We start from the raw sequence: 20,435 nt of genomic DNA on the forward strand, positions 1-20,435 counted from the left end.
ACTGCGTCGACCGCATCGGCTGGATCGAGTTATTCACATCTTGATGCCGATGAATATGACTAGTCAATACCGTGGGGCTCCGCATACGTCCAGGCATACGCCCCGGCATGGGCCCCGGCATACGCCCAGGTGGTTCAGCGGCGCGGGCGCACCGTGCCGGTCGCGGCCAACCCGCCCCGGACCGCGGGGTAGCGGGATAGCGTCAACAGGTCGCGTCCCCACGCCCGCCGAGGAGCCCTTCGTGTCCCTCCCCGCCACCCACCGTGAGGTCCGTCTGGCGGCCCTGCCCGATGGGGAGCTCACCCCCGGCCACTTCGAGGTCGTCACCGCTCCCGTCCCCACCCCCGGCCCCGGTCAGGTGCTGGTGCGCAACCGGCTGATGAGCGTCGCCGCCGTGATGCGCCCGCTCACGCTCGCCGACCCGGACGCCTTCGGCCTCCCCCAGCTGCTGCACAAGGCCGGCGAGGTGATGCGGGGCGCGGCCCTCGGCGAGGTGGTCCGGGCGCCGGGCACGGATCTCGCCCCCGGGACCCTCGTCCGCCACCGCGCGGGCTGGCGCGAGTACGCGGTCCTGAACGCCCCCGAGGTGTCGCCCGTCGACCCCGATGTGCTGCCGGACCCCGCCGCCCATCTCTCACAGGGGTTCACCGCCTGGCTGGGGGTGGTGCGCGGGGCCGGGGTGCGGCGCGGCGACACGGTGTTCGTCACCGGCGCGGCGGGCGGCGTGGGCTCCCTGGCCGGGCAGTTCGCCCGGCTGCACGGCGCCGAGCGGGTCATCGGCTCCACCGGCTCCCGGCACAAGGCCGACCGGCTGACGCGGGAGCTGGGCTATGACGCGGTCGTCCTTCGCGGTGCCGGATCGATCGAGGAGCGGCTGCGCACGGCCGCCCCCGACGGCATCGACGTCCTCTTCGACACCGTCGGCGGCGAGCAGCTGCGGGCCGCCCTGGCGCTGGCCCGCCGCAACGCCCGGTTCGCCCTGGTCGGGGCGCTGGCCGCGCAGCTGTCCGACGACGCGCTGGCCCCGACCGCGATCAGCACCCTGGCCCTGATCACCCGGAGCGTCACGCTGCGCGGCATCAGCGCGGTGGACCACCAGGACGCCATGCCCGCGTACCTGAGCGAGTTCGGCCGGGCGCTGCGCGAGGGCGCGCTCACCTACCCGTACACCCGGCTGACGGGGATCGAGCAGGCGCCCGGCGCGCTGTGCGAGCTGGTGGCGGGCCGCCACCTCGGGGCGGTGCTGGTGGAGCTGTAGGGCGGGTCGGCCGGGCTCCCGTTGCCGGGCTGCTGGGGCCGCGCTCCCCGCGACCGCACGCCCCCGCCCCCGGAGCGCCCCCGCAGAGCTGGTCCGCGGCCGCTCCGGATGGTTGGCTGAAAGCATGACGTCGAAAGCGGTTGCGATGGCCACCCGGCGCGAACAGGCCGTACGGGCGGCCGTGGAGCAGCGGCTGCTGGGCCCGGACCAGCCCGTCGTGGGGCTGCTGGACGTGGCCGGGATCCGCGCCGCGGCCGCCGGGCTGCGCGCGGCCTTCGAGGAGGTCGTCGCGCCCGGCACCCCCATCCTGCACGCCTTCGCGGTCAAGGCCGCCGCGCTCGTCCCCGTCCTGCGGCTGCTCGCCGACGAGGGCCTGGGCTGCGAGGTCGCCAGCCCCGGCGAGCTGGCGCTGGCCCGCGCGGCGGGGGTGACGCCCGACCGGATCGTCCTGGACTCCCCCGCCAAGACCGCCGCTGAGCTGCGCGAGGCCCTCGACCTGGGCATCGCCGTCAACGCCGACAACCCCCAGGAGCTGGAACGGCTCGACGCGCTGGTGGGGCACCGCGCGGCCCCGCCCCCGCCCCTGGGCCTGCGGGTCAACCCCCAGGTGGGCGGCGGCAGTATCGACGCGATGAGCACGGCCACCGCGACCTCCAAGTTCGGCGTCGCCCTCCAGGACCCGGGGGCGCGCGCCTGGGTCCTGCGCGCCTTCGCCGAGCGCCCCTGGCTGACCCGGCTGCACGCGCACGTCGGCTCCCAGGGCTGTCCGCTGGAGCTGATGGCGGCGGGGATACGGGCGGCCTACGAACTGGCCGAGGAGATCAACGAGGCGGTCGGCCGGCAGCAGATCGACGCCCTCGACATCGGCGGCGGCCTCCCGGTGAACTTCGCCTCCGACGAGGTCACCCCCGGCTACCGGGAGTACGCCCAGCTGCTGCGCGCCACCGTGCCGGGGCTCCTCGACGGGCGGTACAAGCTGGTGACCGAGTTCGGGCGGTCCCTGCTCGCCAAGTCCGGCCTGGTGCTGGCCCGGGTCGAATACGCCAAGTCCGCGGGCGGCCGCCCGATCGCGGTCACCCACGCGGGCGCCCAGCTCGCCACCCGTACGGTCTTCGCCCCGGAGGCCTGGCCGCTGCGCGTCCTGGCCTACGACGCGGAGGGCCGCCCCAAGGCGGAGACCGGCGACGGCCCGGTCCCCCAGGACATCGCCGGTCCCTGCTGCTTCGCGGGCGACCTGGTCGCGCGCGACCGGCCGCTGCCGGAGCTGGCGTCGGGCGACCTGGTCGCCCTGCTGGACACCGGCGCGTACTACTTCTCCAACCACTTCGCGTACAACAGCCTGCCCCGCCCGGGGATCTACGGCTTCGACGCGACGAGCGCCGATGTGCGCTTCGCGACGGTACGGGAGCCCCAGACGGTGGACGAGATCGTGGCCGAGAGCGGCGCGCAGCACGCGCTGGGTCTGAGCCGTCTGCGGTAGGGCGCGGGGCGCCCGGGCTGTCGGGCTCGGGCTGTGGGGCTCGGGCTGTGGGGCTCCGAAGTCCGCCGTACGGAAGTCCGCCGTACACGTGACGCTTTCGTCTGGGCCGGCGTTGATTGAGCATCGGGGCAGGTGGGGGCGGGCGCGGGCCGCGTCGCCGACCACCGGCCGGTGGGGGCGAAGCCCGGTGGCGGCCTCTGTGACCTGGAGCCGAGGCCGTTGCCGGACTGCGGGTCCGGACGGGCCGGTGGGCGCGTCATGCGTCGTGCCGGGTGGGGTACCCCCTTCAAGAAAACACTTGATCTGGCGCAACTAATTTGTCAAACGTTTTCGAGAGGGGTACCCCAACCCCCCGCAGTCCGGATCGGCGCGAAGCCCGCGCCGGAGGGGCGCCGCGACTCGGCCCGCCCCCACCGGCCGACCGCCGGCGACGGGCCCCGGCCAGGGCACCCCCGGCCCCATGCTCAAATGCGCCGAAGGCGCGAGACGGCGCCGCACCCACCCACACCGCGCGACCCCGCCGGGGTCAGCCCACACCGCACAACCCCGCTGGGGCACCCCACACCGCGCAACCCCGCCGGAGTCAGCCCGAAAAGCCGGGGGCACCCCTCAGCGCGCAGCAGCCGCAGCCGCAGCCACCCGAGAGCGCCGGGCGCCACCCGGCCCCGCGTCACCGGCCACGATCCCCGTCGTCTGGTAGCCGTCCACCGCCTTGCCCGCGGGCCGCCCCCGAGCGACCCGCTCCGTGCGCACCCACAGCAGCGCGTCGTGCGCGCGCTCCCAGCGGCCCAGCCACAGCGCCTTGGCCCACAGCCCGGCGCCGAGCCCCGCCAGCAGCATTCCGCCCGCCGCCGGAACGGCGAAGGACGAGCCCATCGCGGCGAGGAAGGCCGGCAGCAGCCACCACCGCAGGGCGCGCCGCCGGGTCCGTACGGTCACCGCGCGGTCCTGGAGGAAGACCGCCTTGCCCGCGCGCGAGGCATCGCGCGCCAGTTCCAGATATCGCTTGCGGCGCGCCATGAACACCGCGATCCCCGCGAGCAGGAAGAGCGCCGCCCCGGCGAGCACTCCGATCCGGCGCCCGGTCAGCCCCGGCACCAACGCCCCGATCCCCGCGGCCAGCACACCGGGCCACCACAGCCACCCCGCGGGAGCCCTCACGATCACCGCCACCCGAGCCAGCGCATACGCCCCGCGCCCCACGACCGACCTCCTCACCCCAGGTGAATCCCGGAAGAAATCCCTGTCGAATCGAGGAATCTAGCCAGGATGCCTGAGAATTCGGTGAGAGGAACGGGGGTTGGCACACAGAGGGGGTCGGCAGACAGAGAGGGTCGGCACACAGAGGTTGGCACACAGCGCGGCCCCGGAAGCCCGGCTCACTCCACGAACAGCCCCCGCTCCGAGGCCTTCGCGTCGAACTCCTCCAGCCGCGCCTGCGCGTCCGGCAGCGCGTCGCACATCGCCTCCAGCAGCACCCGCCCCAGCAGCATCGGCGCACACGCGGTGTCGAAGGCCAGGCCCGTACCGACCGCCGCCGGCAGCAGCAGATCGCTGTGGCGGGCGACCGGGGCGAAGGCGCTGTCGGCGACGGTGACCACGGTCAGGCCCGCCTCCCGGGCGTACTCCAGACCCTCCACGACCTCGCGCGGATGCCGCGGCAGCGCGAAGCACAGCAGCGCCGTGGCGCCCGCGCGCTTCGCCGCGTCCACGCGGTCGTCGAGCATCGTGCCGCCCTCGTCGAGCAGCCGGACGTCCGGATGGACCTTGCGCGCGAAGTAGCTGAAGCCGCGGGCCTGCGCGGAGGCGGCGCGCAGCCCGAGGACCGGCAGCGGACGGGAGTCGGCGAGCAGCCGGCCGGCGCGGACGACGGGGGCGGGGTCGGCCAGCAGCGCGGCGAGATGGCGCAGATTGTCGATCTCGGACTGCACGGCCTGCTGGTACTCGTTGTACGACCCCGCGTCCGCCTCCGGCTCGGCGGGGGCGACATCGCGCAGGTGCTTGCGCAGCGCCGGATAGCCGTCGAAGCCGAGGGCGACCGCGAAGCGGGTCACGGACGGCTGGCTGACGCCCGCGAGCTCGGCCAGCTCGACGCTGGAGAGGAACGGCGCGTCCGCGGCGCGCCGCACCATGCAGTGGGCGATCCGCCGCTGGGTCGGGGTCAGCCGGTGGCCTTCGAAGAGCGCCTGCAGCCGGGCGGCGGTCGAGGTACTGGAAGCGGCCGGGACGCCCGGCACCCCCGCCGACACCGCCGGCACCGCCGTGACGTCCTCGTCCACCCGCGTCACCCGCGCACCGCCCACCCCGTCGCCCACCCCATGGTCCGTACTCATCACGTCCTCCTGACCCTCGTACCCTCGTCCCTCAGGCCCCCGCCAGCCGGTCGAGCAGACGCGCGGCCACCGCCACATCCTCCGTCAACGGCCGGTCCTCCATCCGCGGATCGAGCACTTCCGACGCCAGGGCGAAGGCCGCACCGGCCGGGAGCTCCGGGTCCGGCTCAAGACCGCGCTGGCGCAACGCCCGTACGGCTGCCACGAGTTCACAGCCCAGCACCAGCCGGTAGTGGTCGGCCACCCGGAGCGTCTGGCGGGCGCCGAGCGAGGCGAAACTGGCCTGTTCCTCCACGCCGCGCGAGAGCACGGCGTGGCCCAGCGAGGCGGGGTGGGAGACCGCGCGCATCTCGCCGAGGGCCGCCCCCGCCGCGTATTCGAGGATCATCACGCCCGAGCTCGCGGGCGCGGCGTCGCCGAGGAAGGGGCGCAGCCGGGTGAAGTCGGGTTCGCTGAGCGCGGCGAGCCGGGCGGTGGAGAGCCGGGCGGTCTGCAGCGCGGCGAGCCGGAAGTGGTCCAGGGCGAGTGCGGTGTGCGCGGCGTAGAAGTTGCCGTGGTGGTAGGCGGCCTCGTCGGTGGAGCTGATCAGCGGGTTCTCGGCGGCGGCGTTGAACTCGACGGCCAGCACCCGCTCCAGCGCGTCCGCCGCGTCCAGCGCCGGTCCGTGGATCTGCGGCAGACAGCGGAAGCCGTACGGGTCCTGTATGCGGCCCAGCGGCGGGGTGGGCCGGGGCGGGGCGCCGAGCAGGGCGCGCATCCGGGCGGCGGCCGCGACGGAGCCGGGGTGCGGCCGGGACGCGTGGACGGGTTCGGCGTACGCCTCGTACGAGCCGCCGACCGCGATCAGCGAGAGCGCGGCTACGGCGAGTGAGGCGGACAGCAGCCGCCGCAGCTCGGCGAGGGCGAGCGCGGACTGGCCCAGGGTGAGGGCGTTGCTGCTGATGAGCGCCAGGGCGTCGTTGCTGTCGAGCGTGATGGGGTCGGGGGCGCGACGGCCCGGGGCGGCCTCGGTGAGGTCCCAGGGGTGCTCGCCGACGAGCGCGAGACCGGTCTGGGCGAGCGCGGCGAGGTCCCCGGTGCCGACCGCGCCGTATTCGTTGATCACTGGGTGGGCGCCGCTGTCGAGGCCCTCGACGAGCGCGGTGACGACGGCGGGGCGCAGCCCGGCGCCACCCGCCAGCAGCTGATTGGCGCGGACGGCCATCATGGCGCGCACCTCGCGGCCGGGCAGCTGTGCGCCGATCGCGCCGGCGTGGCTGCGCAGCAGCCGCAGCCCATGGTCGGAGTCGGCCGGGCCGACGTCCTCGGTGCGGTTCGCGCCGACACCGGTGCTGCGCCCGTAGACGCGGCCGGTGGCCGCGAGCCGGTCCGCGGTCTCCCAGGCGCGCTCGGCCAGGGCGAGCGCGGTGGGATCGGGCGCGGCGGGCCGGCTGAGACGGTCGGCCAGGCGCGCGACATCCACGACGCGTAGGCTCCGGCCGTCCAGCGTGATCCGCGGGCCGGCACCGTCGGTGCCGTCGGCCGCCGCGTGATCAGCATCCAGCATGTGAGACAACATCCAGGGCAACCCCTCTCGAACACGCCCTTTCTGGGCCATCCGCCCAGCTTTCCGTCCACATCGCGAGCAGAAGTAACCGGTGATTAACGCAGACCTCTTGACTTCTATTCACTCGACTATGACTGTGCATGACTATATGCAGACAGGGCAAGGGGAAGCGGATGATCAGCTTCAAGGACGTCAGTAAGCACTACCCGAACGGCACCACCGCGGTGGATCGCCTCAGTCTCGAACTCCCGGAAGGGGGCATCACCGTTCTTGTCGGCACCTCGGGCTGCGGCAAGACCACCACCCTCCGCATGGTCAACCGCATGGTCGAGCCGAGCAGCGGCACGGTGAGCGTGGGCGGGCGTGATGTCCTGCGAGCGGACGCCGCCGAGCTGCGGCGCGGGATCGGCTATGTGATCCAGCAGGCCGGGCTCTTCCCGCACCGCACGATCCTCGACAACATCGCCACCGTCCCGCTGCTGCTGGGCTGGGGCCGCCGCAAGGCGCGGGCCCGCGCGGCCGAGCTGCTGGAGCTCGTCGGACTGCCCGCCGACTCCGGCAAGCGCTACCCGCACCAGCTCTCGGGCGGTCAGCAGCAGCGCGTCGGGGTCGCCCGCGCGCTGGCCGCCGATCCGCCGGTGCTGCTCATGGACGAGCCGTTCGGAGCGGTCGACCCGGTCGTACGGACCCAGCTCCAGAACGAGCTGCTGCGGCTCCAGAGCGAGCTGCGCAAGACGGTCGTCTTCGTCACCCACGACATCGACGAGGCCGTACGCCTCGGCGACCGCATCGCGATCTTCCGCACCGGCGGCCATCTCGTGCAGTGCGCACCCCCCGCCGAGCTGCTGGCGAGCCCCGCCGACGACTTCGTGGCGGGCTTCCTGGGCGCCGAGCGCGGGCTGAAGCTGCTCTCGCTGTCCACCCTCGCCGACGTGGAGCGGCAGCCCGCGCCCGCCGACGGGCAGCGCTGGCGGCTGGTCACCTCCGAGCGCGGTGAGCCGCTGGGCTGGCGCGACACCGAGGGGCCGGAGGGCGACCGGGCCCCGCTGCTGCCGGTGCGCCCGCTGCGGGACGGCGACTCGCTGCTCACCGCCCTGGACGAGTCGCTGGCCTCCCCCGCCGGTCTGGTGGCCCGCGTGGACGCCGACGGGGTGCTCACCGGGGTCACCGGGCGCGACGCGATCCATGAGTACGCGGGGCAGCGCCACGCGGAGGCGGGCCGCGCGGCCGCCCGCAAGAACGCAGCCGCCGAGGACTCCGAGGCAGCAGCGGACTCCGAGGCGGAAGCGGACCCGAAGAGCTCCGACACGAGCGTGACCGCATGACCATCGACTGGGGCTGGTTCCCCGACCATCAGTCCGACCTGGTCACGCTCACCCTGGACCACCTCTCCACCGCCGTCCCCGCCGTCCTCTTCGGACTGCTGATCGCACTCCCGCTGGCCGTGGTCGCCCACCGGGTGCGCCCGCTGCGCGGACTCCTGCTCGGGCTCTCGAACATCCTGTTCACGATCCCCTCCATCGCGATCTTCGTCCTGCTGCTGCCGGTCACCGGCCTCACCCGCACCACCGCCATCACAGGGCTGACCATCTACACCCTGGTCGTGCTGTTGCGGAACACCGTCGAGGGCCTCGACAGCGTCCCCACCAAGGTCCGCGAGGCGTCCACCGCGATGGGCTCCCGCCCGCTGCGCACCCTGCTCACCGTCGAGCTGCCGCTCGCCTTCCCGGTGATCATGGCGGGCGTACGGGTCGCCACGGTGATGGCGATATCGCTGGTCAGCGTGGCCAGCTACATCGGGTACGGCGGCCTCGGCCAGCTGTTCACCGACGGCTTCCAGCGCAACTACCCCACCCCCGTCGTGGCCGGAGTCATCCTGTCCCTGGTACTGGCGCTGGTCGCGGACGCCGTGCTGGTCACCATCCAGTGGCTGTGCACCCCGTGGCTGAGGAGGCGTGCCTGACATGCTCGAACTACTCCAGAACCTCCTCCGCTGGCTGACCAGCGGCTCCCAGTGGTCCGGGCCCGACGGCATCGCCACCCGCCTGCTGGAGCACGTCCAGTACTCGCTGCTGGCCACCCTGGTCGCCGCCGCCATCGCCCTCCCGGTCGGGCTGCTCATCGGGCACACCGGACGCGGCGCGTTCCTCGCCATCAACCTCTCCGGCTTCGGACGGGCCCTGCCGACCGTCGGCCTGGTCACCCTGGTCTTCCTGGCCAGCGGGCTGAGCATGTGGCCGGTGTACATCTCGCTGGTCGCCCTCGCGGTCCCGGTGATCGTCACCAATACGTACGCGGGCATGGCCGCCGTCGACCCCGAGGTCAGGGACGCGGCGCGGGGCCAGGGCATGCGCTGGTACCAGGTGCTGTTCCAGGTCGAGCTGCCGCTCGCGCTGCCGCTGATCATGACCGGGCTGCGGCTGGCCTGCGTCCAGGTCGTGGCCACCGCCACCATCGCCGCGTACGTCAGCTTCGGCGGGCTCGGCCGCTACGTCTTCGACGGGCTCGCCCAGCGCGACCTGGTGCAGGTGCTGGGCGGAGCGGTGCTGGTCGCCGTGCTGGCCATCGCCCTGGACCTGGCGCTGGCCGGAGTGCAGCGCCTGCTGTTCCGCAACCGTCCCCCGCGCGCCCACGCGCACTGAGCGCCCCCACCCGACTTCACCCCAAGGCCACTCAGCACCCCCACCGACTCAGCGACTTCACTCCGAACTCCGATCCGAGGAGACGACCCCATGAACCGCAGGAAACTGCTCGGCGGCCTGCTCGCCGGCGCCTCCGTGCCCACGCTCGCCGCCTGTAGCGGCGGCGTCACCTCGCTCAAGGGCGACGGCGGCAGCGGGGGCTCGGGCGGCGGCAGCAGCCTGGGCGGGCTGGTCATCGGCACCGCCAACTTCACCGAGAACCAGCTGCTGGGCTACCTCTACGCCGAGGCGCTGAAAGGCGCGGGCATCAAGACGAGCGTGCGGCCCAACCTCGGCTCCCGAGAGATCGTCATACCCGCCCTCCAGCAGGGCGATATCGATCTGCTCCCCGAGTACCAGGGCAATCTGCTGCTCCACTTCGACGACAAGGCCCCCCAGACCGAGGCTGGCGACCTCCAGAACGCCCTCACCGTCGCCCTCCCCAGCGGCCTGGAGGCCCTGTCGTACGCGGCAGCCGAGGACAAGGACGTCTTCTGCGTCACCCGCGAAGCCGCCCGGAAGCACGGGCTGCGCAGCTTCGCCGACCTCGCCAAGCAGAACGGCAAGCTGGTCTTCGGCGGCCCGGCCGAGGACAAGAACCGCGTGGTCGGCCTGGTCGGCCTCAAGGACCGCTACGGCGTGACCTTCAAGGAGTTCAAGGCCCTCGACGCCTCCGGGCCCCTGGTGAAGGGCGCGTTGAAGAAGGGCGATGTGGACGTCGCCAACCTCTTCTCCACCGACCCCGACATCGAGGCCAACGACTGGGTGATCCTCGCGGACCCCAAGGCGCTCATCCCCGCCCAGCACATCGTGCCCGTGGTCCGCACCGCCAAGGCCGACGCCAAGGTCCGCAAGGCCCTGGCCCGCCTCGGTGGCGCCCTCACCACCCAGGAACTGGCCCGGCTCAACAAGCTGGTGAGCAACGACAAGAAGGACCCGGACCGGGTCGCCGCCGACTGGGCGGCCAAGAACGGCCTCACGAAGAAGTAGCGGCAGGAGCACCGTATGCCCGACACCCCGGACTCGCCCGACTCCTCGCACTCGCCCGACTCCTCGCACTCGCCCGACTCCTCGCACTCGCCCGACTCCTCGCACTCGCTGGACTCGCTGGACTCGCTGGTCGAAAAGCGCTCGATCGACGTCGTCCCGGACACGGAACGCCATGGCACCGCCTTCAGCCAGTTCACTCTGTGGCTCGGCGCCAACCTCCAGATCACCGCCGTCGTGACCGGCGCCCTGGCCGTGGTCTTCGGCGCCGCCGCCCTCTGGGCGATCATCGCCCTGCTGATCGGCAACCTGCTCGGGGGAGCCGTCATGGCGCTCCACTCCGCCCAGGGACCGCGGCTCGGCCTACCCCAGATGATCTCCTCCCGGGCCCAGTTCGGGGTCCGGGGCGCGATCGTCCCGCTGCTGCTGGTCATCGTCATGTACGTGGGCTTCTTCGCCAGCGGCAGCGTGCTCGCGGGGCAGGCGGTCGGCGAGCTCACCCATCTCGGCGACACCACCGGGATCGTCCTCTTCGCCCTCGTCACCGCCGTGGCGGCCGCCGTCGGCTACCGCCTGATCCACACCCTCGGCCGGATCGCGGGCGTCATCTGCGCCCTGGCCTTCGTCTATCTGGGCATCCGGCTGCTGGATCGCACCGACCTGGCCACCCTCCTCCACGACCGGACCTTCGACTTCCCGCTCTTCCTCCTCGCGGTGTCGCTGTCCGCCTCCTGGCAGCTCGCCTTCGGCCCGTACGTCGCCGACTACTCCCGCTATCTGCCGCGCGCCACCTCCGCGAAGGCCACCTTCTCCTGGACCCTCGCCGGCACCGTCCTGGGCTCCCAGTGGTCCATGACCTTCGGCGCCCTCGCGGCCGCCGCGGCCGGCCACGCGTTCGTCGGCCACGAGGTCTCGTACATCGTCGGCCTCGGCGGCGGCGCGGCCCTGATCACCTCGCTGCTCTACTTCGTCATCGCCCTCGGCAAGCTGACGATCAACGTCCTCAACACCTACGGCGGCTTCATGTCGATGGTGACCAGCGTCAGCGGCTTCCGCGGCCGCGCCACCCTCTCCCCGCGCGGCCGGGCCGCCTACATCGCCGGGATCATGGTCGCGGGCACGGCGGTCGCGCTGCTCGGCAAGGACAGCTTCCTGTCCTCCTTCAAGGACTTCCTGCTGTTCCTGCTGACCTTCTTCACCCCGTGGAGCGCGATCAACCTCGTCGACTACTACACCATCGCCAAGGAGCGCTACGACATCCCCGCCCTCAGCGACCCGAACGGCCGCTATGGCGCCTGGCGCTGGAAGGCGCTGACCACCTACGCCCTCGGCGTCCTCGCCCAACTCCCCTTCCTGTCCACCGCCTTCTACACCGGCCCCTTCGTCGCCCCCCTGGGCGGCGCGGACATCTCCTGGCTCATCGGCCTGGCCGTCCCCGCCGCCGTCTACTGGCTCCTGGCCCACCGCGACACCGCCCACGTCCCGGACCACATGATCCTCACCCGGGAGCCCGCACCGGGCCGCCCGCACGTCACCGAATCCGGGTGAGCGGGCCTCCCAAAGGTGTTCCCTATCGCGCGAGGGCGGCGGAGACGCGTTCGCGCAGTGCGACTGCCCGGGGGTCGTCGTACGAGGCGAGCGCCCTCAGGGCCTCGGCCCAGTGCCGCCGCGCCTCCTCGGCCTCTCGCAGCACACCGGCGAGACCGTCGAGGGAGAGCGCCGTGTGCCACAGGTCGCCCAACTCCCGGTGGGTCGCCGCGGCGCGGCGGTGGAATTCGGCCGCCTCGCCGGGCCGCCCGAGCCGCCGGTACGTCTCCCCCGCACCGTCCCACGCCCGCGCCTCCCGCGCCCGGTCGCCGAGGCGTCGCTGGAGGGAGGCGGCGCGCTGGAACGAGACCAGGGCGGCGTCGAACGCACCGTTGGCCTGCTGCGCCCGGCCCAGCTCCAGCAGCCAGTACCCCTCCCACATGTGGTTGCGGTGGGTGAGGGCGATGTCCAGCGCGCCCTGTGCGGACCGCAGCGCCTCCTCCGGCTGCCCACTCTCCCGCTGAACGGCGCTCAGGATGCGCAGCGCGTTGCCCTCACCGCCCTGGTTGCGCAGCTCACGGTGCATCTCCAGGGCCCGCAGCACAAAGCCGGACGCCTCTTCCGGCCGGGCCAGCTCGTACGTCACCTCGGCGAGATTCGCCAGCACGACGGCCTCCCACTGAGCGGCGCCCAACTCCCGGAAGAGCGCCGCCGCCTGCTCGAACCGGTCCTTCGCCGCCTCCAGCCCGCGTCCCCGCAAGTGGATCAGCCCGATGTCATTCAGCGAGAGCGCCTCCCCGAGCCGGTCGCCGGTCTCCCGGCGTGCGGCGAGGGCACCCTGGTGGTACTCGGCCCCCTCGGCGAGGCGATGCGACTGCGTACAGGCCATTCCCAGGCTCTCCAGAAGCTCGGCCTCCGCGGTGCGGTCGCCCAGCCTGCGGGCGGCACGCAGTCCGACGCGGCCCATGGCGAGCCACTCCTCGAACGGGTTCAGGAGCATGTGCACGCTCCGCAGCACCGCGGGAAGCTGCCAGGCGATCACATCGAGCCCGGCCTCCTCGGCCGCGCGGGTCGCGGCCAGCAGATTGCCGCGCTCCGTCTCGTACCACCGCATGGCCTCGTCGTAGTCCGCGAAGGACGCGGGGGTGAGGCCGTCGCCCGGCGGATCGAGCGGGATGTGGGCCTCCTGAGGGTTGATCCAGGTCTGGGCCGCGTCCGCGGAGTGCAAATACCAGACCAGCACCCGCCGCAGCGCCGCCCCGCGTTCCTCCGGGGATTCCTCGTGGCGCGCCTGGTCGGCCGCGTAGGCGCGCAGCAGGTCGTGGAACTCGTAGCGGTCGGGCCCGGTCTGCTCCAGCAGATGGGCGCCGACCAGCACATCCAGCAGATGCCGGATACGGCCGGTGCCCCCGCCCGCGTCGAGAGCGGCGGCGGCCGCGGTGCCGAACTCGGCGCCCGGATGCAGCCCGAGCAGCCGGAAGAGACGCGCCGCCTCCGCGGGCAGCGCGCGATAGGACCAAGCGAACACGGTACGCACCGCCTCGGCCTCCTCGTCGTCTCCCACGCTCAGGGCGTCCCACAGGGCTGACTCATCGCGAAGGTCTCTTATCAGGTCGTCCAGCCCCATCTGCGGACGGCTGGCGGCCCGCTCCGCGGCGATGCGCAGGGCCAGCGGAAGGCGGGCGCACAGCCGCGCCAGCTCGATCAGCCGGCCCGGGTCGTCCTGCGGGCGGTAGGGGGCGGTGACGACGCTCAGCAGCGCGACGGCCTCCGCCTCGTCCAGCGTGCCCAGGGTCAGCGTGTGCGCCCCGTCGCGGACGGCCAGCCCGGACAGCCGGCTCCGGCTGGTCACGATGACCAGGCAGCCCGCGGCGCCCGGAAGCAGCGGTCTCACCTGGCTCGCGGTGGCCGCGTTGTCGAGGATGACCAGCACCCCGCGCCCGGCCAGCAGCGACCGGTAGAGCGCCGCGCCCGCCTCCAGGTCCGCCGGAATCGCCGCCGACGGTACGCCCAGAGCCGAGAGGAACCGATGCAGCGCCTCCTGCGGGGTGACCGGCGCACCCGGGTCATAACCGCGCAGGTTCACATACAACTGGCCACCGGGGAAACGGTCCTGTACGCGGTGCGCCCAGCGCAGCGCCAGGGAGGTCTTGCCGACGCCCGCGGTCCCGGCGAGAACGCAGACCGGGACGGAAACGGATTCATCGCCGCCGTCGGTCAGGATGGCGTCGAGCCGTCCCAGCTCCTGGCCCCGGTTGACGAATCCCCGGACGTCTCCGGGCAGTTGCCGGGGCTTGAGACTCTCGGGGCGGCCGCCGCTGTGGAAGTGGATGCCTCCGCTGACGTCCCGGGCCTGCACCACGTCACCCGCGGACCCGGACAGTTCGGAATGCGTGCCGTGATCCTCGTTGATCTGCTACTCCGGTTGTGGTGGCGGTAAATGCGCTACTTCGCGGGCGAAATACGACCCCAGATCCTCACCGGCGTCGTAGAGATCTCTGGTGAGCGCGCGGCAGCAGGTGGTGATCCCGGCATCCGTGAATCGCACCGCGCCGTCGAGAACGCCCTGTTCCGTGTAGCGGATCCGGTAGGTGGTGGAGTCGCCCAGCGTCAGAAGCTCCGGCAACGGTTCGGTTCTCTCCAGGTCTGCGAGGTGTTCCGGGCCGACCACCCGGATCCTCTCCCCGTATTCGGCGCGCAGCCGCAGCAGATGCAGCTCCCATTGCAGATACGGGGTGATGGGCTCCTCGACCACCCGGACCCGGTAGAGGGTGATCCGGTGGTTTTCGACCTCCTGCGAGAATTCCCGCAGATAGTCGCGCTCCTCCTCGATGAGACGCAGGGATTCGTCCCAGTCGCCCAGGGCGAACGCCTCCCAGCTGGCGAATCCCGGCTCCCTGAAGTGCTGCCCGCGCTCCAGCTTCCAGGAGTCCTGGCCGTCGATCGTCCACTGCCGCTCGCGGAAGTCGCGGCGGTAGTCGTCGAGGGGCAGCGCTTCGCCCTGGCCGGTGTCGAGGCGGGGGCCGTCAAGTCCGAGCATCGGGGATGTCCGGTTTCGCGGCGCTCAGGGTGGAGCTCGGGATGACGACGAGGCGCTCGTCAGGGGCGATGCTGGCGTCGTCGGGGAGTTTCGCCCGGTAGGTGTCGGTGAGGTCGCGGCCGATGACCGCGATGTCACCGTTGTCGAGCTGCCAGATGTCGGGGCACCCGTCACGTCCACCGGTGGTTCCGAGCTCGCGCGCCGACTTTCCTAATCGACGCGCGAACGACGCGGACGGGTCGGCTTCCCATGCACGGGCCATCGCTCTCTCCACTCATCCGTCGTGGTTACCGAGTGTAGGAATGGCCTTCACGGATGGCAACGGTCGCCGGAGCCGAGGACTGGATCAAGCCGGGGTCAGGCCGGGGGCAGCAGCTTCTTCTGGGGCTTGCCCATGGCGTTGCGGGGCAGGGCGTCCAGGAAGCGCACCTTGCGGGGGCGCTTGTGGACGGAGAGCTGGGAGGCGACGAAGTCGATCAGCTCCCGCTCGCCGATGCCGTCGGCCACGACGTACGCGACGATCTCCTGGCCCAGGTCCTCGTGCGGGGCGCCGACGACGGCGGCCTCGCGGACGGCCGGGTGGTCCAGCAGGGCGTTCTCGACCTCGCCCGCGCCGATGCGGTAGCCGCCGGACTTGATCATGTCGGTGGAGGCGCGGCCCACGATGCGGTGGAAGCCGTCGGGTTCGATGGCGGCGATGTCGCCCGTGCGGAACCAGCCGTCCTCGGTGTACGAACCGGCCGTGGCCTCGGGCCGGTTGAGGTAGCCGTCGAAGAGGGTCGGGCCGGTCAGCTGGAGTTCGCCGATCTCGGCGCCCTCCTCGGCGGCGATCCGGGTGCGGATGCCCGAGAGCGGGGTGCCGACGTAGCCGGGGCGGCGTTCCCCGTCGGCGCGGGTGCTGAGGGTGATGAGGGTCTCGGTCATGCCGTAGCGCTCGATGGGACGCTGGCCGGTGAGCCGCTCCAGTTCGCGGAAGACGGGGGCGGGGAGCGGGGCGCTGCCGGAGACCAGCAGCCGGGCGGCGGCCAGGGCGCGGGCGGAGTCCGGGTCCTGGACGACGCGGTTCCAGACGGTGGGGACGCCGAAGTAGAGGCTGCCACCCGCCGCCGCGTACGCCGCCGGGGTCGGCTTGCCGGTGTGGACGAGGCGGCTGCCCACCCGCAGCGGGCCCAGCACGCCGAGCACCAGCCCGTGCACATGGAACAGCGGCAGCCCGTGGACCAGGGTGTCCTCCGGGGTCCAGGCCCAGGCCGCGGCGAGCCCGTCCAGGTCGGCGGCGACCGCCCGCCGGGAGATCAGCGCGCCCTTGGGCGCCCCCGTGGTGCCCGAGGTGTAGAGGATGAACGCCGTGGACTCCGGGTCCGGCTCCGCCTTCGTCCACGCAGCGCGCTCGGTCAGGTCCACCGGGACGGTCTCGACCGGGGCGTCCACGGTCTCCCCGGTGAGCAGCAGGGTGGCGCCCGAGTCCCGCAGTATGTGGTCGCGTTCGGCCGGTCCCGAGTCCGGCGGTACGGGCACCACCGGCACCCCGGCCAGCAGCGCGCCGACCACCGCGACCACCGTCTCCGGGGTCGCGGTCGCCCGGACCGCGACGACCGGCGCACCGGCGATACGAGCCGCCACCGCGCCCGCGGCACCGAGCAGTTCCTCGCGCGAGAGGGCGCGGCCGCCGACGCTCAGCGCGTCGGGGCGGTCGTCGCCGGGCGCGGCGAGGGACGTGAGGAGAGGTGCGGTCACGGAACTGACTCCTTCCACAGCGGGCCGGGGGTGCTTCTCGGGCCCGCTCGTCTTCCGGGGTGCTGGGTTCGGGGGCTGGCTTCGGGTGTTGGTTTCGGGGGTGCTGGGTTCGGGGGTGCTGGGTTCGGGAGGGCTGGTTTCAGGTGGCTGGTTTCGGGGGCTAGCCCTACCGACAAAGCGTCCCCGCGACCGTACCGTCCTTAAGCATGGACGCCCGTGACCCGGATCTGAAAAAGGAACTCGACGCGGCCCTGCAGACCCGTAAGGAGCTGGGCGCGGAGTACGAGTCGGAGCTGGTCGACTCCTTCATGGAGAAGGTCGAGCAGCGCTTCAACGATACGGCGGACCGCCATGTCCGCCGCCAGCTCGCCGAACAGCAGATGGCGTCGGCCCGCGGCAGCCGCCCGTACGCCACCGGCGCGCCCGCGGACCAGGCCCACGGCCTGGGCCTCGGCGAGCGCTTCGCCTTCGTCGGGGTCTCCCTGGTGCTGGCCATCCCGCTGTCGGCCATCGGCGTCGTGAACGAGGGCCTGCCCGGCCTGCTGATCACCTGGGCCGGAATCTTCGGCGTCAACGCGGTCCACGCCATGGGCGCCTTCTCCTGGCTCCGCCGAGGCCGTAGGCAGGAGGAGAGCGGGGACTAGGGAAATCTGCGCGGGGACCGCCGCACCCCGGTGGCAAGCCACCGAGGGCGGGACGACGGCGGTCCCCGCGGGGACGCGGGCCGGGTCAGGGCCGGAATTCCGCGTCCAGGCGAACATGGAGGTCCGGGAGCCGCTCCGGAGGTCCTGTCGCCTCATCTCGGGTGTCGGTGTCGTCCTTCCGACACCCACTAATCTGCCGGAGCCGTGTTAACCCTGTGCTGCGGGCGCGTGACACGTTCGTACCACTTGCCCGAAGGGCGGTTGGGACCCTTACGGGCCCTCACTTCGGGCCGTTGGCCAGGTATGCCAGCAGGTCCTGCCTGCTCACCACGCCCTTGGGCTTGCCCTCCACCAGCACGATCGCCGCGTCCGCCGTGCCCAGCACCGCCATCAGGTCCTCGACCGGCTCGCCGGAGCCGACATGCGGCAGCGGCGGGCTCATGTGCTTCTCCAACGGGTCGGTCAGCTCCGCGCGCTTCGCGAACAGGGCGTCCAGCAGCTCGCGTTCCACCACCGAGCCGATGACCTCGGCGGCCATCACATCGGGGTGACCGGCGCCCGGCTTGACGATCGGCATCTGCGAGACGCCGTACTCCCGCAGCACGTCGATGGCCTCGCCCACCGTCTCGTCCGGGTGCATATGGACCAGCGAGGGCAGCCCGCCCTCCTTGCCCTGGAGCACATCGCCGACCCGCACCGAGGGGCCGTCCTCCTCGAGGAAGCCGTAGTCGGCCATCCACTCATCGTTGAAGATCTTGGAGAGATAGCCGCGGCCGCTGTCGGGCAGCAGGACGACCACCACATCGTCCGGGCCGAGCCGCTCGGCGATCTTCAGCGCGCCCACGACGGCCATCCCGCAGGAGCCGCCGACCAGCAGCCCCTCCTCCTTGGCCAGCCGCCGCGTCATCTGGAAGGCGTCCTTGTCGGAGACGGCGACGATCTCGTCCGCGACGGTCTGGTCGTAGGCGGTCGGCCAGAAGTCCTCGCCGACGCCCTCGATCAGATACGGGCGGCCGGAGCCGCCGGAGTAGACCGAGCCCTCGGGGTCGGCGCCGATCACCTGGACCCGGCCCTCGCTGGCCTCCTTCAGATAGCGGCCGGTGCCGGAGATCGTGCCGCCGGTGCCGACGCCCGCCACAAAGTGGGTGATCTTGCCTTCGGTCTGCTCCCACAGCTCGGGGCCGGTGGTCTCGTAGTGGGAGAGCGGGTTGTTCGGGTTGCTGTACTGGTCGGGCTTCCAGGCGCCCGGCGTCTCGCGGACCAGCCGGTCGGAGACGTTGTAGTACGAGTCGGGGTGCTCGGGGTCCACCGCGGTGGGGCAGACCACGACCTCGGCGCCGTAGGCCCGCAGTACGTTGATCTTGTCCGTGGACACCTTGTCCGGGCAGACGAAGACGCACTTGTAGCCCTTGCGCTGGGCGACCATGGCAAGGCCCACACCGGTGTTGCCGGAGGTCGGCTCCACGATGGTGCCGCCCGGCTTCAGCTCACCGGAGCGCTCAGCGGCCTCTATCATCCGGACCGCGATCCGGTCCTTCACCGAGCCGCCGGGGTTGAAGTATTCGACCTTGGCCAGGACGGTCGCCCGGATGCCTTCGGTCACGGTGTTGAGCTTCACGAGCGGGGTGTTGCCGACCAGCTCAATCATCGATTCGTAGTACTGCACACCTGCTCCTGGTCCGGTTCCGCGGGATCTCCGCGTCGGGGCGGCCGCCGTCGCGGGGCCGTGCTGTCAGCTTATTGCGCGCTGCCGCCCTCCGACCGGCGCGTTGGGACGAAGCCTGCACGGGGCAACAACTTGTTAGCAAGGCGTACAAAGGAGAAAGAAGCGCGCGCGGACGTGCGGACGTGCGGACGGAGGTGGGCTGAACCCATGTCGATGTCGAGGGCGAGGGTGGCGCGGCGGATCGCCGCCGCGGCGGCGTACGGGGGCGGCGGGATCGGGCTGCTGGGCGGGGTGACCGCCGTCCTGGTCCTCACCGAGGTGTCCCATGCGAAGCGGGTCGTGGGCGGGTCCGACGATCCGCCTCCGCGCGCGGACGGCCGATATGGCTTCGCCTTCGCCCGCAGGACCGGCCAGCCACCACTGCGGCTGGCCTTTCTCGGCGACTCCACGGCCGCCGGACAGGGCGTCCACCGCCCTAGTCAGACACCGGGCGCGCTGCTCGCCTCGGGGCTGGCGGCGGTCGCGGAGCGCCCGGTGGACCTGCGGAACGTGGCGCTGCCGGGGGCGCAGTCCAGCGATCTGGAGCGCCAGGTCACGCTGGTGCTGGAGGATCCGGACCTGTTCCCCGACGTATGCGTGATCATGATCGGCGCCAATGACGTCACCCGGCGGATGCCGCCCGCCAAGTCGGTGCGGCTGCTGTCGGACGCGGTGCGCAGGCTGCGCGAGACGGGCTGCGAGGTGATCGTGGGCACCTGTCCCGACCTCGGCACGATCGAGCCCGTCTATCAGCCGCTGCGCTGGATCGCGCGGCGGCTGAGCCGGCAGCTGGCCGCCGCGCAGACGATCGGGGTGGTGGAGCAGGGCGGGCGTACGGTCTCGCTGGGCGATCTGCTGGGCCCGGAGTTCGCGGCGAACCCGCGGGAGCTGTTCGGCCCGGACAACTACCACCCCTCGGCGGAGGGGTACGCCACGGCCGCGATGGCCATTCTGCCGACCCTGTGCGACTCGCTGGGCCTGTGGCCCGAGGAGGCGCCGGAGATGCTCGACGAGGGCATCCTGCTGGTCGCCACGGCGGCGGCAGAGGCGGCCGCGGAGGGCGGCACGGAGGTCACGGCGGCCCGCGGCCCCTGGGCCCGTCTGCTGCGCCGCCAGGGCCCCGCCACGAAGGAGCCCGCGGCCGTGTCCGGCTCCCCCGACACCCCGTCCCCGACATCGCCGCCCCCTCCGGGCCGCTGACCCGCGCGGGCCCGCGCCCGGCCGAAACCGGACAGCGGGGGACGGGGCCCTCCAGGGAATCGCTTGATGTATTAGTTGCGCCAGATCAAGCGTTTTGGAGAGGGGGTACCGAACCCCTGCCGCCCGCGGCCCGGCGGGACCCCGGCCGCCGAGCACGGAAGCCGCCACCGGCGGCCACCACCACCGGCCCGGCGCCCGGCGGCGCATCCCGCGCCCCGGCGCCCCTGCCCCGCTGCTCAATTGCGCCGAAGGCGCGAGACGGCGCCGCACCCGGGGCGAGCCGCGCGGCCCGGACCC

17 protein-coding genes are annotated in these 20,435 nt (G+C 72.7%); 9 read left to right on the plus strand and 8 right to left on the minus strand.

Features of this window, described 5'->3' with window-relative positions; all coding sequences use genetic code 11:
• Positions 1-241 precede the first annotated feature (241 nt).
• Both JK364_RS47525 and JK364_RS47530 read left to right on the plus strand, forming a co-directional pair.
• Entirely contained in the window at positions 242-1,258 is a 1,017-nt protein-coding gene (locus tag JK364_RS47525; protein WP_201857675.1) for an MDR family NADP-dependent oxidoreductase, read from the plus strand.
• A gap of 124 nt (positions 1,259-1,382) precedes the next feature.
• Complete coding sequence (locus JK364_RS47530; protein WP_230993637.1) at positions 1,383-2,738, plus strand: type III PLP-dependent enzyme domain-containing protein; 1,356 nt, start codon at positions 1,383-1,385, stop codon at positions 2,736-2,738.
• Positions 2,739-3,347: 609 nt separating this feature from the next.
• On the opposite strand, the gene JK364_RS47535 is transcribed toward JK364_RS47530, so the two are convergent.
• The 3 genes from JK364_RS47535 to JK364_RS47545 all read right to left on the minus strand — a co-directional run bounded on the left by JK364_RS47535 (position 3,348) and on the right by JK364_RS47545 (position 6,629).
• Positions 3,348-3,941 carry a hypothetical protein gene (locus JK364_RS47535; RefSeq protein WP_201857676.1) on the minus strand — a complete coding sequence of 198 codons (594 nt, stop codon included), beginning with the start codon at positions 3,939-3,941 and terminating at the stop codon, positions 3,348-3,350.
• Positions 3,942-4,117: 176 nt separating this feature from the next.
• Positions 4,118-5,071, minus strand: coding sequence for a MurR/RpiR family transcriptional regulator (locus JK364_RS47540; protein ID WP_230993638.1), 954 nt, complete (start codon positions 5,069-5,071; stop codon positions 4,118-4,120).
• A gap of 31 nt (positions 5,072-5,102) precedes the next feature.
• Complete coding sequence (locus JK364_RS47545; protein WP_201857677.1) at positions 5,103-6,629, minus strand: aromatic amino acid ammonia-lyase; 1,527 nt, start codon at positions 6,627-6,629, stop codon at positions 5,103-5,105.
• A 161-nt stretch (positions 6,630-6,790) separates the two neighbouring features.
• On the opposite strand from JK364_RS47545, the gene JK364_RS47550 reads away from it, so the two are divergent.
• The 5 genes from JK364_RS47550 (at position 6,791) to JK364_RS47570 (ending at position 11,833) form a co-directional block, all read left to right on the plus strand.
• A complete protein-coding gene (locus tag JK364_RS47550; protein WP_201857678.1) occupies positions 6,791-7,942 on the plus strand; it encodes an ABC transporter ATP-binding protein in 1,152 nt (383 codons plus the stop codon).
• A complete protein-coding gene (locus JK364_RS47555; RefSeq protein ID WP_201857679.1) occupies positions 7,939-8,580 on the plus strand; it encodes an ABC transporter permease in 642 nt (213 codons plus the stop codon). The genes JK364_RS47550 and JK364_RS47555 overlap by 4 nt, the downstream gene beginning before the upstream one ends.
• A 1-nt stretch (position 8,581) precedes the next feature.
• Positions 8,582-9,259 carry an ABC transporter permease gene (locus JK364_RS47560; RefSeq protein WP_201857680.1) on the plus strand — a complete coding sequence of 226 codons (678 nt, stop codon included), beginning with the start codon at positions 8,582-8,584 and terminating at the stop codon, positions 9,257-9,259.
• Between the two features lie 90 nt (positions 9,260-9,349).
• Positions 9,350-10,288 carry an ABC transporter substrate-binding protein gene (locus JK364_RS47565; protein WP_201857681.1) on the plus strand — a complete coding sequence of 313 codons (939 nt, stop codon included), beginning with the start codon at positions 9,350-9,352 and terminating at the stop codon, positions 10,286-10,288.
• Between the two features lie 117 nt (positions 10,289-10,405).
• Positions 10,406-11,833 carry a purine-cytosine permease family protein gene (locus JK364_RS47570; protein ID WP_201857726.1) on the plus strand — a complete coding sequence of 476 codons (1,428 nt, stop codon included), beginning with the start codon at positions 10,406-10,408 and terminating at the stop codon, positions 11,831-11,833.
• 22 nt (positions 11,834-11,855) lie between these two features.
• Here JK364_RS47570 and JK364_RS47575 read toward each other — a convergent pair whose 3' ends face one another.
• From JK364_RS47575 to JK364_RS47590, 4 genes are all read right to left on the minus strand, one after another.
• Positions 11,856-14,174 (minus strand): ATP-binding protein, encoded by a 2,319-nt coding sequence (locus tag JK364_RS47575; protein ID WP_201857682.1) that lies wholly within the window; start codon positions 14,172-14,174, stop codon positions 11,856-11,858.
• Between the two features lie 54 nt (positions 14,175-14,228).
• On the minus strand, positions 14,229-14,852 hold the full coding sequence (locus JK364_RS47580) for a DUF6879 family protein (protein WP_201857683.1): 624 nt from the start codon (positions 14,850-14,852) through the stop codon (positions 14,229-14,231).
• Positions 14,839-15,114 (minus strand): hypothetical protein, encoded by a 276-nt coding sequence (locus tag JK364_RS47585; RefSeq protein ID WP_201857684.1) that lies wholly within the window; start codon positions 15,112-15,114, stop codon positions 14,839-14,841. Before JK364_RS47585 ends, JK364_RS47580 begins: the two co-directional genes overlap by 14 nt.
• A 95-nt stretch (positions 15,115-15,209) precedes the next feature.
• Positions 15,210-16,589 carry an acyl-CoA synthetase gene (locus JK364_RS47590; RefSeq protein ID WP_201857685.1) on the minus strand — a complete coding sequence of 460 codons (1,380 nt, stop codon included), beginning with the start codon at positions 16,587-16,589 and terminating at the stop codon, positions 15,210-15,212.
• A 206-nt stretch (positions 16,590-16,795) separates the two neighbouring features.
• Between JK364_RS47590 and JK364_RS47595 the strand changes: the two genes are divergently transcribed.
• Positions 16,796-17,233, plus strand: a complete 438-nt coding sequence (locus tag JK364_RS47595; RefSeq protein WP_201857686.1) for a hypothetical protein — start codon at positions 16,796-16,798, stop codon at positions 17,231-17,233.
• A gap of 280 nt (positions 17,234-17,513) precedes the next feature.
• Here JK364_RS47595 and JK364_RS47600 read toward each other — a convergent pair whose 3' ends face one another.
• Positions 17,514-18,899 carry a cystathionine beta-synthase gene (locus JK364_RS47600; RefSeq protein WP_201857687.1) on the minus strand — a complete coding sequence of 462 codons (1,386 nt, stop codon included), beginning with the start codon at positions 18,897-18,899 and terminating at the stop codon, positions 17,514-17,516.
• A gap of 207 nt (positions 18,900-19,106) precedes the next feature.
• Here JK364_RS47600 and JK364_RS47605 point away from each other — a divergent pair, with 207 nt between their 5' ends.
• A complete protein-coding gene (locus JK364_RS47605) occupies positions 19,107-20,138 on the plus strand; it encodes an SGNH/GDSL hydrolase family protein (RefSeq protein ID WP_201857688.1) in 1,032 nt (343 codons plus the stop codon).
• Positions 20,139-20,435: the final 297 nt, after the last annotated feature.

The organism is Streptomyces endocoffeicus (genome assembly GCF_016741935.1).
GTDB classification, from domain to species: domain Bacteria; phylum Actinomycetota; class Actinomycetes; order Streptomycetales; family Streptomycetaceae; genus Streptomyces; species Streptomyces endocoffeicus.